Annotated in this window: 11 protein-coding genes and 2 pseudogenes; 2 read left to right on the forward strand and 11 right to left on the reverse strand. The window is 39.4% G+C overall.

All coding sequences use genetic code 11. From position 1 onward, the window contains the following. Nucleotides 1-15: 15 nt before the first annotated feature. The 5 genes and pseudogenes from MKP09_RS02035 to MKP09_RS02055 form a co-directional block, all read right to left on the reverse strand. On the reverse strand, nt 16-1,239 hold the full coding sequence (locus MKP09_RS02035) for an FtsX-like permease family protein (protein ID WP_240826202.1): 1,224 nt from the start codon (nt 1,237-1,239) through the stop codon (nt 16-18). A gap of 100 nt (nt 1,240-1,339) precedes the next feature. Next, a complete protein-coding gene (locus MKP09_RS02040; RefSeq protein WP_240826203.1) occupies nt 1,340-1,516 on the reverse strand; it encodes a ribosome-binding factor A in 177 nt (58 codons plus the stop codon). A 17-nt stretch (nt 1,517-1,533) separates the two neighbouring features. Further along, on the reverse strand, nt 1,534-1,707 hold the full coding sequence (locus tag MKP09_RS02045; RefSeq protein ID WP_240826204.1) for a ribosome-binding factor A: 174 nt from the start codon (nt 1,705-1,707) through the stop codon (nt 1,534-1,536). 399 nt (nt 1,708-2,106) lie between these two features. After that, nucleotides 2,107-3,125: pseudogene (locus MKP09_RS02050) on the reverse strand (glycerate kinase family protein). Further along, nucleotides 3,115-4,464 carry an alpha-L-fucosidase gene (locus MKP09_RS02055; RefSeq protein WP_240826205.1) on the reverse strand — a complete coding sequence of 450 codons (1,350 nt, stop codon included), beginning with the start codon at nt 4,462-4,464 and terminating at the stop codon, nt 3,115-3,117. The pseudogene MKP09_RS02050 and the gene MKP09_RS02055 overlap by 11 nt, the downstream one beginning before the upstream one ends. 312 nt (nt 4,465-4,776) lie before the next feature. On the opposite strand from MKP09_RS02055, the pseudogene mfd reads away from it, so the two are divergent. Further along, nucleotides 4,777-8,117 (forward strand): annotated as a pseudogene (gene mfd, locus MKP09_RS27785) (transcription-repair coupling factor). Between the two features lie 31 nt (nt 8,118-8,148). Here the strand turns inward: mfd and MKP09_RS02070 are convergent. The 3 genes from MKP09_RS02070 to MKP09_RS02080 all read right to left on the reverse strand — a co-directional run bounded on the left by MKP09_RS02070 (nt 8,149) and on the right by MKP09_RS02080 (nt 11,095). Beyond that, nucleotides 8,149-8,649: a DUF1905 domain-containing protein gene (locus tag MKP09_RS02070; RefSeq protein WP_240826208.1), complete on the reverse strand. Its 501-nt coding sequence runs from the start codon at nt 8,647-8,649 to the stop codon at nt 8,149-8,151. Between the two features lie 68 nt (nt 8,650-8,717). After that, a complete protein-coding gene (locus MKP09_RS02075; RefSeq protein WP_240826209.1) occupies nt 8,718-10,034 on the reverse strand; it encodes a Gfo/Idh/MocA family protein in 1,317 nt (438 codons plus the stop codon). Between the two features lie 125 nt (nt 10,035-10,159). After that, on the reverse strand, nt 10,160-11,095 hold the full coding sequence (locus MKP09_RS02080) for a formylglycine-generating enzyme family protein (protein WP_240826210.1): 936 nt from the start codon (nt 11,093-11,095) through the stop codon (nt 10,160-10,162). A gap of 156 nt (nt 11,096-11,251) precedes the next feature. On the opposite strand from MKP09_RS02080, the gene MKP09_RS02085 reads away from it, so the two are divergent. Next, nucleotides 11,252-12,160 (forward strand): hydroxypyruvate isomerase family protein, encoded by a 909-nt coding sequence (locus MKP09_RS02085; protein ID WP_240826211.1) that lies wholly within the window; start codon nt 11,252-11,254, stop codon nt 12,158-12,160. Nucleotides 12,161-12,241: 81 nt separating this feature from the next. On the opposite strand, the gene MKP09_RS02090 is transcribed toward MKP09_RS02085, so the two are convergent. From MKP09_RS02090 to MKP09_RS02100, 3 genes are read right to left on the reverse strand one after another with little or no spacing between them, the layout of a single operon-like run. Next, nucleotides 12,242-12,742 (reverse strand): POT-type proton-dependent oligopeptide transporter, encoded by a 501-nt coding sequence (locus tag MKP09_RS02090; protein ID WP_240826212.1) that lies wholly within the window; start codon nt 12,740-12,742, stop codon nt 12,242-12,244. After that, nucleotides 12,694-13,032, reverse strand: a complete 339-nt coding sequence (locus tag MKP09_RS02095; RefSeq protein ID WP_240826213.1) for a POT-type proton-dependent oligopeptide transporter — start codon at nt 13,030-13,032, stop codon at nt 12,694-12,696. Before MKP09_RS02095 ends, MKP09_RS02090 begins: the two co-directional genes overlap by 49 nt. 23 nt (nt 13,033-13,055) lie before the next feature. Then, complete coding sequence (locus MKP09_RS02100; protein ID WP_240826214.1) at nt 13,056-13,685, reverse strand: peptide MFS transporter; 630 nt, start codon at nt 13,683-13,685, stop codon at nt 13,056-13,058. Nucleotides 13,686-13,719 lie beyond the last annotated feature (34 nt).

Below are 13,719 nucleotides of genomic sequence, written 5' to 3' on the forward strand. Positions count from 1 at the left end.
TTATACGAAATGTATTTATTCACTCCTCAAGGAAAAATGCTGCTTTGAGGCTTTTACCGCCGGAAACCAGGCCGCCAGAAAAGATACAACCAGTACTGTTGTGGTTACCAAAATAAAGTCAGTTATTTTTAATTCCACCGGGAAATAATTTATTAGAAAAGATCCACCTTCCAACGGAACTAAATGAAATTGTTTCTGCAATATAACCAGTGCCAGTGCAATCAGCATACCAATGCCGCCGCCAATGGCCGCTAGGAGAAAGCCCTCACCTAAAAATACTTTTAAAATAAAATGCTGTGGCGCACCAAGTGCGTTTAATACGCTTATATCTTTTTGTTTTTCAAGCACAAGCATAGTTAAGGCACCAACCATGTTAAAAGCAGCAACAATAAGAATGATACACAGCACTGCATAAAAGATCCAGCGTTCCAGGTTCATGATGGCATATAGGCTCTGATTTTGTTGATACCTGTTTTGTATTTTGTATCTGGATCCGAATATAGCTGCCAGTTGTTGGCCTGTTTCATCTGCTTCACTCGGGTTTTTCAGCAAAATTTCAACACCGCTATAATCATTTGAATTTAAACGCATAGCTTGTTGTAAAAAAACAAGGTTAGTTATTACGTACTTATTGTCGAAGTCCTGTTGTATCATAAATGAACCTGCGGTATGAATAGTATCGGAACTGATATTCTCTAGCTCACTCAATTCTTCAGAGTTACTTTTGCGGGGTACATAAATACTTAATGGTATAACATCACTTCCTGCCCGTATTCCAAGCGCTCCTTCTATACCAACGCCTAAAACCAGCAACGGCTGTTGGCTTGTACCTATATCAAATTTTCCAGAATAGATATGCTGGTCAACAGTTGTAGTTGTTTTATAATTATTATCTACGCCTTTAAGATGTACAATAGATTGATTATTGCCATTTTGTAAAATAGCTTTTTCTTCCACAACAAGTGAAAAATTTTTAATGTTGTGAATTCCTTTTATTTGTTGAAGCTGATCTTGGGTAAGGGTAAGTGTTTTGCCGGAAGCTGGGCTTATTTTAAGATCAGGATAGAAAGATGCATATAACGACTTCACCAATCCTTCAAAACCATTGAAAACACTAAGCACGAGGATCAGCGATGCGGTTCCCACAACAATTGCCACAATGCATATCCACGAAATAATGTTGATTGCATTAGTAGACTTTTTTGCTTTAAAATAACGCCAGGCAAAAAGAGAAGTCAATTTGAAATGTAGAATTTAGAATGTAAAATGTTGAATGAAGAATTTAAAACGCAGCATCTATAAATTTAGATTTAATATTTAATGTTCTACATTTTAAATTTTAACCGTCTTTCTTCCGTTCTTCTTCAATCTTCTTAAAAATCTCTTCCATTTTGAACACATGATCTAAGGTGTCGTCCGCAAAAAAACGTAACACCGGCATGCTGCGCAGCTGATGCCTAACAGAAGATGTAAGCTCTTTCTTTATTTCATGATGACGTTCTTCAATTTTTTTCAATGCAGCCTCTTTGTCATTTATTTGAAAAAACTCAGATAAAACCTGGCTTCCAGCAGGTCAGGCGTAACTTTCACGCCAGATATTGAAACCATTCCGCCACCCATCATACCCAGGCCAAGCCTTTGAAAAATGGCGTTCATTTCTTCATTCAGCAAACCTGCTACCTGTTTTTGTCGTTTACTCTCCTCCATAATCATTCATTTTAGATTGTAAAAGTAGCTACTTTGTTGGTTTTGCGCCATACATTTAACACATACAGCGATATTTTTATGGTACCAGCAATCAATATATGGCATCTTCGTTGCGTCGCACGCTTGAACTGTAGAATATGTCTCAACCTATTTATTCGCAACAATTGTCTGAACCATGATTTGTAGGATTGTCAGATTAAGAGGATTTATAAATAATCAATATTCAACGTTTAAACCCCAAAATCATTATCACATTATCACATTATCACATCAGCTAATTAGCTAATTTTATACCTATCATCCTTCCCGTATTTACAAGATTTTTTCTGGTATTTTTGATAGCCTTTTTCAGATCCGTTTCATTGCTATTAATAGGTACTAATTCGTCAAAATATCGCCCTAACTTTTTTCACCATCATCTATTTTGCCGCCAACTGCAATAACAGAAATTCTTGCTTTCTTCGCAGCCAGCGCCACGCCATACGGCGCTTTTCCCTGTAAAGTCTGATGATCGATAGTTCCTTCCCCGGTAATAACTACATCCGCTTTTTTAAGCGGCTTTCAAAATTGATGATATCTAAAAAATAGTCAATGCCATTTACATCTTTAGCATTGCATAATGCAGAAAGAGCAGCTGCCACGCCGCCCGCAGCACCGCTATGCGGTAAAGTACTCATTTTTACGCCAGTCATTTTATAAATAACCGAGTTGAAAGTTGTAAGGCTTTTTTCCAGTTGTAAAATATCATTTTCTGTCGCACCCTTTTGCGGTCCGAATATTTGCGCAGCCCCTTTTTTGCCTAATAATTTATTTCCTACATCGCACAATACAATTATTTCGACATGCGCCAACCGTTTTTGAAATTGAGAAAGATCAAATAGAATAAAGCTTATCCAGATCAACAGGAATATTGGTTATGGCGTTTCCTTCTTTAGTAAAAAAATGGCGCCTAACATTTGCAATATTCCAGCACCGGCATCTACCGTGGCGCTTCCGCCAATAGCCAAAATAATTGTTGAAACATTTTTGTGTAACGCCCTTTTTATTAAAATACCTGTGCCGCGCGTGTTGGCATGTAAAACATTGTATTCCGAAGGCTTTAATAGTTTTAATCCTGATGAATCAGAAAGTTCAATAATGGCGGTTTGCTTATCTTTTGTATAATATACCGGCGCAGTTATTTTTCTACCCAACGGGTCAACTGTTTTATAAAAAGTGACATGCGTTTGTAAATATTTGGAAAGTAATTTTCCTGTGCCATCACCTCCGTCTCCCACCGGCGCAATATCTATGGTGCAGGCCAACCTACTACTTACTAATCCTTCTTTAACTGCCAGCGCCGCTTCATCAGCTGGCATACTGTTTTTAAAAGCATTGGGCGCAATTACAATATGCGGAATATCATTTTTAAAAGGCATTCGTTATTTTGTAAACCCATGCATCTTTGCCGGAATGCTCGCCAGGAACCAGGTTGGGCGCAGTTATCGCAATATTGTTTGCTTTTTTAGAAAAGTTTACTTTGCCATTATATCCAAGCAATGTTACATTTTTCGCCATCACGCCGGGAATTGAAATTTGCTTTTTCCATTCGGTCACGAAAACATATAGATCGTTTCCTTTTCTTGTATAAAATGTTGTTGTATCTTTTTGTTTGGGGCTTTCTTTCCAGGCTGTGGTGCCGTAAATCGCATCACCATTGATTGTCAGCCAATCGCCCATATCTTTCAGCCGTTGTTGCATAATAACTGGTATGGTTCCATCCGCTGCCGGGCCTATATTCAGTAACAAATTACCACCGCGAGAAACAATATCAATCAACATGTGGATGAGTTGCTTACTGGTTTGATATTGTTCCAGGTTTTCATTTCTATTATAACCAAAAGATTCTCCGATTCCTCTGCATTCTTCCCAAGGTCTTGCAAGGCTTGCATTTCCGCTGCCATATTCAGTAGTGTTAAAACCTCCGTGATTGCGACCACCACCCCAGCGATCATTAGTAACTACCGTATTTTTAACAGCAGATTCATTATACAGCCAGGTTAAAAACTCGCGGCTGCGCCAGGTGGTATCGCTTTGGTCCCACTCTCCATCCGGCCAGATAATATCGGGTTTGTAACGGGTAACCAGATCTCTCATCTGTGGTAGCATGTGTTCATCAACATACTTTTTTACATCCTGTTTATATAATGGATTATACCATTCATATAAAGAATAATAAAAGCCCATATGTAAGCCGGTTTTTTTTACAGCTTCGCTTAAATCGCCAGCCAAATCCCTATGCGGGCCAGCGTCTGCTGCATTCCAGTTCCACGACTCGCGACTTGGCCATAACGCAAAGCCATCATGGTGTTTGCTGGTAAGCACTACATATTTCGCACCCGCATCTTTAAATATTTTTGCCCATTTTTCCGGATCAAATAATTCAGCCTTGAACATGCTTGCAAAATCCTGATAATGAAATTGAGGGCCGAAGTTCTTATTATGAAAGTCAACAAATTCTTTGTGTATTTTCAGTTTTTTATTATTCAATCTTTCCCAATACCATTCAGAATAATTACTCCCAAATCCATCGGCGTTCGAATTGGTAGCCCACGCGGGAACACTGTATAATCCCCAGTGGATAAAGATCCCAAACTTAGCATCTGTAAACCATTTGGGTATGGGCCTGGCGTCTAAAGATTGCCAGGTTGGCTGGTATTGAGCGTAAGTTATAGTGATACTGAAAACCAGAAGAATAGAAACAATTGTTTTGCGCATGGAATCAAAAATTTAAACGATGCCCGAATATAAGTTTAAAAAAGTTTTGCTTGACTGTTACAATTTTAATTTTATGCACGTCATTAATAAAAAAGTTCCATCTGTAAAAAAATAAATAAACACATGAAACGATTATTGATAATTCTTTCGCTGATACCACTCGTTTACAGCTCTGAACGCCTGAACATTGATCATATTCTGTAAATAGACAGATGATCGGTTCATTTAAAACTCAAAGTTTCTTTACCTTTGCACACTGATGAGTCAGGATGTGTTGCAGAATTTTTATCAGAATGACCCCGCTGTTTACAAATAGCGGCTAGGATTTCTTTGCCCAAACCATCGCAAACCGCACTTACAGGACTTTTCGGAAGTTCTGCTCCTTTTGTATTCGCTGCTGCTGCCAATCATGCTTCGGAAATGAATCATGTTATTGTGTTGAACGAAGCAGAGGATGCGGCATACTTTCATAATACCCTGGAGAATATTACAGGAGCTTTGGATTTATTTTATTTTCCTTCTTCTTTTAAAACAAGAAAAAATTATCGCCAGCTCAACGCGTCGCATGTCATGCTCAGAACCGAAGCGCTTACTAAATTGGCTTCACGTACTGAAGGGCGTGAAATAAGAAAAAAGATTTTAGTTACTTACCCTGAAGCGCTTTTTGAAAAGGTTGTTGTTTCAAAAACTCTTTCCGAAAATATCATTCATATTAAAACTTCTGAAACGATTGATATCGGGCAGTTGCTTTTAAAATTGGATGAATACGGTTTTGTGAGAAGTGATTTTGTGTACGAACCCGGTCAGTACGCACTTCGCGGTGGTATTTTTGATATTTATTCTTTCGGGAATGAAAAGCCTTATCGTTTTGAGCTGTTTGGAAATGAAGTAGATTCTATTCGAATCATTGATCCTGAAACACAGTTGAGCGAGCGCAAGTTGCTTTCCGTTTCTATTATACCTAATGTGGACACACAGTTTACTTCGGAAGAAAGAGTGTCTCTTTTCGATTTTCTGCCGGCCAATACTGCTATCTGGTTGCAGGATCAGGAGTTATGCGAAGAGCGCTTGAAGGATAATGTTGAAGAACTGAACTATTTTTTAGAAGCCTATCCTACGTCTCAGTTTTCGGCCAATAGTGATGATGATAAATTGATAAAGAAAGATCTTTCCTCAAATGATTTTATTGATGCAGAACGCTTTCTGAAATCTATGGAAAGCCGGTCTGTATTGCATTTTGGTGGAAATGACTATGGAGCAAAAGAGGAATTTGAATTCAATACAAAATCTCAACCGGCGTTTAATCGTCAGTTTGAATTGCTAATAAAAGATCTGAAAGAAAAGGAACGTAAAGAGTACAGCGTTTATATTTTTTCAGAAAATCCTAAGCAACTTCAAAGGCTGCAAACCATTTTTGACGATCTGAAAGCAGAGCTTGTTTTCAATCCGGTTTCGCTTTCTATTCATCAGGGTTTTATCGATGATGATTTAAAAGTTGTTTGCTATACCGACCATGAAATTTTTCAGAGGTATCATAAATACAAGGTTAAGCAAGCTTATAATAAAAACAAGGCGATAACATTACGGACGCTGCGTGAGTTACAGCCCGGTGATTATGTAACGCATATAGATCACGGAGTGGGCGTGTATAGTGGTTTGCAGAAGATGGACGTTAATGGCAAGTTACAGGAAGCCGTAAGATTGATTTATAAAGACAAAGATGTTTTATATGTAAACATCAACTCGCTACATAAAATTGCAAAATATACAGGTAAGGATGGTAGCGTACCTAAAGTGAACAAGTTGGGTAGTGATGTTTGGAATCGGCTAAAAGAAAAGACCAAAGCGAAAGTAAAAGAAATTGCTTTTGATTTGATAAAGCTATACGCTAAACGTAAGGCCCAGCAAGGGTTTGCGCATACGCCGGATAATTATATGCAGACAGAACTGGAAGCCTCATTTATTTATGAAGACACTCCGGATCAAAGCAAAGCAACAGCCGATGTGAAAAAGGATATGGAATCAGCTTCGCCTATGGATAGGCTGGTTTGCGGCGATGTAGGATTTGGGAAAACCGAAGTGGCTATCCGTGCGGCTTTTAAAACCTGCATTGATGGGAAGCAAGCGGCCGTATTAGTTCCTACAACTATTCTTGCTTTTCAACATTATAAAACTTTTAGCGACCGCCTGAAAGAATTTCCGGTTACGGTAGATTTTATCAATCGTTTCAAAACAGCAAAAGAAAAAAGGAAACGCTTGAAAAACTGAAAGCTGGCAAGATCGATATCCTTATTGGTACGCATGGAATCATTGGCAAAGATGTGAAGTTTAAAGACCTTGGTGTGCTCATCGTTGATGAAGAGCAAAAATTTGGCGTAGCCCACAAAGAAAAAATTAAAACAATCCGCACAACTGTGGATTGCTTAACGCTTACGGCAACGCCGATTCCGCGTACATTACAGTTTTCTTTGATGGGCGCAAGGGATTTAAGCATCATCAATACGCCACCGCCTAATAGGCAGCCTATTCAAACGGAAGTGCAGGTGTATAATGAAGACATTATTCGCGATTCCATTTATTTTGAAACAGAACGTGGCGGACAGGTTTTCTTTATACATAATCGTGTTGCAGGCTTGGCAGAAATGGCTGCACTGATACAAGGACTTTGTCCGGATCTTTCCGTAAGCTATGCACATGGACAAATGGAAGGTCATCAGCTGGAAGGAAAAATACTGGATTTTATCGACCGTAAATACGATGTGTTGGTTTGTACCAATATTGTGGAAAGCGGTGTAGATATTCCAAATGTGAATACGATCATTGTAAACAATGCGCATCATTTTGGGTTGAGCGATTTGCATCAGTTGCGTGGCAGGGTGGGACGAAGTAATAAAAAGGCATTCTGCTATTTGCTGGCTCCGCCGATGAGCACTTTGCCAAGTGATTCGCGCAAACGCCTGCAAACACTGGAACAGCATAGCGAACTGGGAAGCGGTTTTCAAATAGCTATGCGCGATTTGGACATTCGTGGTGCAGGGAATTTATTGGGCGGTGAACAAAGTGGCTTTATGGCGGAGATTGGTTTTGAAATGTATCAGAAGATTTTAGATGAATCTATCCGCGAGTTAAAACGAACGGAATTCAAAGACTTGTTTAAAGAAGAGATTAGCAAGCAGGATGATTATGTGCATGATTGCACCATCGATACGGACTTGGAGATATTGATACCTGATGCGTATGTAGAAAATATTACAGAGCGGCTTTCGCTTTATCAGCGATTGGATAATTGTGAGAACGACGAGGAGCTGAATGAAATGCACAAAGAATTACAAGATCGATTCGGGCCCATGCCTCCCCAGGTTGATGATTTGTTTGAAACAGTGAAATGCCGGAAACTGGCTATCAGACTGGGTTTTGAAAAAATGACTCTTAAAAGCGAAACATTGCGTTGTCATTTTATTAACAGGCCGGATTCTCCTTATTTTGAATCTGATATTTTTCAGAAGATCATTGATTATTTGCAAACACAGACGAATAAGGCACGCTTAAAACAAACCGGCAAATTATTCTTACTTATTGCTGAACCCATCCCATCTATGAAAGAGCTGCACGAATTTTTGAAAGATCTGTATGAGTTTGTAACCGCTAAATAAATAGTTTATGGTTTAACATTGATGAGCATTATTACCGCGGCCTATCTCTCCCAACAAATCGTTCCTTTCCTTTTAAAAAATTAAGTGCCCGCAAAATATTTCTATCCAGGCTTTCTTCTGTTTTTAAGTTAGATAAATAACGGTTGATTTCCTTTTGCAATGACGGTGGAAGTGTTTCGTAAACTGCAGCCGCTTCTTTGTCTTTTTTCAAAACTTTAATAAAAGCGACAGGAACGGCGACTGTTGGAGGCGAAGTGTTATAAGATATAGTAATATCAACGGTTTCTCCAATCCGTTTTGGAGAATCTTTAAGCATTACTGTATTAATGTACAAGCGCCATACCCCTTTATATTTTAACAAGGTTTGGGTATATGCTTTCTTGTTAAGAGTGCCTTTTACAGGTATGGGTCCTTTATCTTTTTCTGCTTGCTTAAAAATGGATTGCAATATATTTTCAGGTAATGTAACAAAAGGATTGATCCCAATGATATCAATTGACGCGTGGAATCTTAACAGCGCATACTTTTCCATTCAATGAAAGTTAATAAAAAAGACTTACCTGTTAAGGCAAGTCTTTAAACTAGTAATAAATTTTATGCTTAAAAATATTTTGTTTTACCAGGAACTGCAATTGGATAGCTTCCATCAGCGTTTGGTACTACAGGTGGTGCAGCATTGAAGCTATATTCCTTTGGCATAATATTAATACCGCTGTTCAACGCTTTTTCAAAATCAATTACCTGTCCGCTGTAAGTGGCCATACGTCCCACAATACCTGTTAAGGTACTCATGGCGCCATATTCAGCGTTGTCAAATTTATATTCACCTTTTGCAATAGCTGCAAACAGTTCATCATGTTCTGCCTGATAAGGATTGTTTTCAGTTTTTCTGTCAAATGCAAATAGCGTATTGCCTTTGTTATCTTTGATGATACCCGTATCACCATATATTTTTCCTTTAGTTCCAACAATCAATTCATCTACTTTACTCATGGTACCTGGAATATGGCGGCACTGGCTATTTAGAACGCTGCCATCAGCATAATGAAATTCTACAAAATGATGATCGAATATTTCGCCATACTTTTTATCGGTCCGAACCTGGCGGCCGCCCAAACCTTGAGCTTTTACGGGGTATCCGCCTTTAAACCAGTTGATCACATCAATATTATGTACGTGTTGCTCCACAATATGATCGCCACAAAGCCAGTTAAAATAATACCAGTTACGCATCTGGTATTCCATTTCTGTTTGGTTAGGTTGGCGTTCTTTAACCCACACACCATCATTATTCCACCAGGCCTGAGCTGAAGTGATATCTCCGATCAGGTCTTTCCTTTTAAATAATTCACGATAAGAATTTTGATATCTTCTTTGTAAACCAACTACAACATTTAATTTCTTTTGTTTGGCTATCTCCGCAACGTCTAATACTTTCTTAATACCTGCCGGGTCTGTAGCAACAGGCTTTTCCATAAATACATGTTTGCCTTGCTTTACTGCTTCTTCAAAATGTATAGGTCTGAATCCCGGAGGAGTTGTTAGGATTACAACATCAGCCAATGCTATTGCTTTTTCATACGCATCAAAACCAACAAATTTTCTGTCTTCGGGCACGTCAACTTTATTTTTGTCAATGCCAGATTCTGCCAACTCTCCGGTAATGGCTTTATGACAACTATCAATTCGATCTTTAAATGCATCAGCCATAGCAACCAACTGCACGTTTTGTTTTGTGCTTAATGCCTGCGTAGCTGCGCCTGTACCACGCCCGCCACAGCCGATCAATGCGATTTTTATAGTGCCAGCCGCACCTGAAAAGAAATTAGCCCTGCTTAAAAGTGGTGCAGCCATCAGGCCGCCAGCAAGCAAGCCGCTTTGTTGTACAAATCTTCTGCGAGTTGTTTTATTGTCCATCTTTTTTGTTTTGATATTTATTGTATAAAATAATTTTATTATACCAGCTTATGAATATAGGGCATCGGTCTTGCGTCGCAATCACTTCATCTGTGGAATATAAATCAACTTGCTCAACTACGCCATTATAAACTCAAATACGTCTCGAAAAAGCGAGCTGCTTCTTCTTTGGTAGGTTGTTTCAAAGGGCGCACTAATCTAAATCCTACAAAAGGAGCATCTGCATTCCACCATTTACTTTTAGGTATTTGAGGGTCTCTTCTGTTCCAGATCAAATCAGATGGTTCGCGATTGGCGCTTCTCAACTTGTCCGCATAATCATCATAATCCCCGCCACGTACCACCAAAGGATGTTTTGTAGTGGGCGTATTTACCGGGTCTTTGGCTCCTTTTTCTATCTTACCATAAGCATCTTCGGCATATTGGTCAAGCACCCATTCCTGCACATTACCCAAAATATCGTATAGTCCCCAGGCGTTGGGCTTTTTCAATCCGGTTTTATGATATTTATTTTCGCTGTTGGCAGCATACCAGGCATACTCTTTAAGTTGAGCGCTGTCATTACCAAAAGGATAAGCTGTTTTGGAACCAGCGCGGCAGGCATATTCCCATTCGGCTTCTGTTGGCAGCCTGTAAAAAACACCTGTTTTTTTATACAACCATTTGCAGTACATCAACGCGCCATGCTGCTTCATGCTGTTAGCGGGAAAACCGCCTTCTTTGCCCATTCCAAGAGTTACATCTACATAAGGCCTGGTGGGACGTGTAATAGCATCTACTTCACTGTTTTGTCCGTAAGTTTCGTCATTAAGATATAGTCCGTATTCATCGTGGGTTACCTCTTTAGCGCCCATCCAAAAAGCAGTAAGGTCCACTTCATGTTGAGGCTTTTCATCTGCCTCTTTAGCGCTACCCATCATAAAGCTTCCTTCTTTTATGGGAACCATTTCAAATTTCACAGTACTGCCGGGAATGGCCTGTTCATATTTTTCAAATGCCTGATCCTGTGCCGAGGCATTTAGGGCAATCGCTCCACAGGCGATTAAAACAATCTCTCGCATGGGCTTAAAGATATAAAACTAAGTCGAAATTATTTTGTGCAAACGTTTGTTTAGGGTGGTTGAACAAATTTTGCTATTTTTCATGTGTCATTTTTGTTTTTACCATTTATCAAAATAAACCCGATATTATCGGATTTCGCCTAAAAAATCATAACGATGCAAAGACGGTCTTTTTTAAAGAACAGCCTGCTCTCAACAGGCTCACTAGCTATAGCTTCTGCAAGTTTTGGCAGAACTCAAACAGTTGAAGGGCAAACATTTCATCTTGATTATGCCCCACACGATGGCATGTTTGCCAATAGCGCAGGGAAAGATTTTATAGATCAGTTAAAATATATGCACGACCTGGGTTTCAGATCTATAGAAGATAACGGAATGGCAGGAAGGACGCCTGAAATGCAAAGCAAAATTGGTGAAACCCTTGCAAAACTCAACATGAGAATGGGTGTATTTGTAGTGCCCAAAGGCGGTAACGGAGCTAATACATTAGCTGCGAAAAAGAAAGAACATATTGATATTTTTCTGGATGGCTGCCGAAAATCAGTTGAAGTTGCGAAACGTTGCAATGCTAAGTGGGTAACAGTAGTTCCCGGTGATTTTGAAAAATCTTTGCCACTTGCCATACAAACAGCTAATGTAGTGGAAGCCTTGCGCCGTGGCGCCGAAATTTTTGAGCCACACGGAATTATAATGGTGCTGGAGCCGCTAAGTGATACACCCGACTTATTCTTAAGGTATTCAACTCAAACTTATGAGATATGCAAAGCTGTAGATAGTCCAAGCTGTAAGATATTATATGATGCTTATCACATGCAAAAGAATGAGGGAAATTTGATTAAGAATATGGAATTATGCTGGGATGAAATTCCTTATATACAGGTAGGCGATAATCCCGGACGTAAAGAACCTACAACCGGAGAGGTTAATTATAAAAACGTATTCAAGTTTTTACATGAAAAAGGATACAAAGGTGTAGTTGGAATGGAACATGGCATATCCCAAGCTGGAAAAGCCGGGGAGGAAAGACTGGTACAGGCTTACAGAGAAGTAGATGATTTTATGTAAGGAAAAAGTTGACCGTTGACAGATGAAAGTTGACAAGAAGTGGCACAAACTGTCAACTTTCAACTGTAACACTATAAACTTTTACTTCACATCCCCCATCCATTTCCTAACTAAGGGAGATAGAAAAAGTATTAAAGCTCCTGCAATGGCCGAGGCTATAGCTATTTCCTTTAAGATCGTAGCATAATAAGGAAGGGAAGCGATAGCATTATTTTGAACAGCTTCCGGAACACTCATCATTTTACCGATCTTTCCTGCTAAAAACTCACCGCCGGCACTGGCGAAAAACCAAATGCCCATCATTACCGCTACCATTCTTATTGGCGAAAGTTTGGTAACCATTGATAATCCAATGGGGGATAGGCAAAGCTCACCTGCAATGATAAACATATATCCCATCGCAAATGCAAAAAGGCTGATCAGCCCGTTTTCGGCATTCAAACATGCCAGATAAAATACCATGAACCCTGCGGCCATTAATACAAACGAAAAGCCGAACTTAACTGGTGTTGAAGGTTCCACTCTTCGTTTGGCTAACCATGTCCATAGCCAGGCAAAAAGAAACTTAATATAATTACCCACCCGGGAGGCAAGAAATTATTCACGGCTAAAGCTGGAAGTTCTGTGCCCATTACATGCATATCTACATTTCGCATTGCAAATAAATTCAACGCTCCTGCATTTTGCTCATAAAAAGCCCAAAAGAATATGGAGAAAACAACCATAAACAAAGCCGCAATTAATTTATTCCTGCCAGCTACTTCCATTCTAAAAGCTTCCCATAAAACATATACAATGGCCAGTGCACCCAAAATGCCCATAAAATAGTCCATTATTTCATGGCGGTTGAAAAGTGCGATAACAATAGGCACAATTAACAGTGATGCTCCATAAATCAGGTACTCTGTATTAATGCCGAAGGTGCGTTTTTTAGTGCTTCCATATTTGGAGGTAGGCCTCTGTGTTCAAGAGATTTTTGTCCGAAAATAAAAACAACTAATCCTAATAACATAAAAATACCAGCCAAACCAAAACCATAATGCCAGTTGATCTTTTGCCCTACATACCCGCAAAGCAATCCGCCCAAAGCCGCACCAATATTGATTCCCATATAAAATAAAGAGAAACCGCTGTCGCGGCGAGGATCATTTGCTTCATATAAAGTGCCGACTAAACTGGAAATATTCGGTTTGAAAAATCCATTGCCACAAATGATAAATGCCATACCTGAAAAGAAGCTCCATTCCTGCGGTAGTGCCAGTACTAAATGTCCTATGGTCATAAGAAGGCCGCCGTAAATCACTGCTCGTCGATAACCCAGAAAACGATCGGCCAGCATGCCGCCCAACATTGGGACTGTATAAACTAATGCTGAGTAAGCACCGAGAATACCGTAAGATTTTGGTTCATCAAATTTTAACTCTGTTACCATGTAGGCAATCAGCAATGCTTTCATTCCATAAAAGGAAAAGCGTTCCCACATTTCTGCGAAGAATAACAAGTATAGTTGGCGGGGTTGCCGCATTGAAGCTGTTTGTTGCATTATGTTCTAAAATTAA

The organism is Paraniabella ginsengisoli, assembly GCF_022513635.1.
Lineage (GTDB): Bacteria > Bacteroidota > Bacteroidia > Chitinophagales > Chitinophagaceae > Niabella > Niabella ginsengisoli.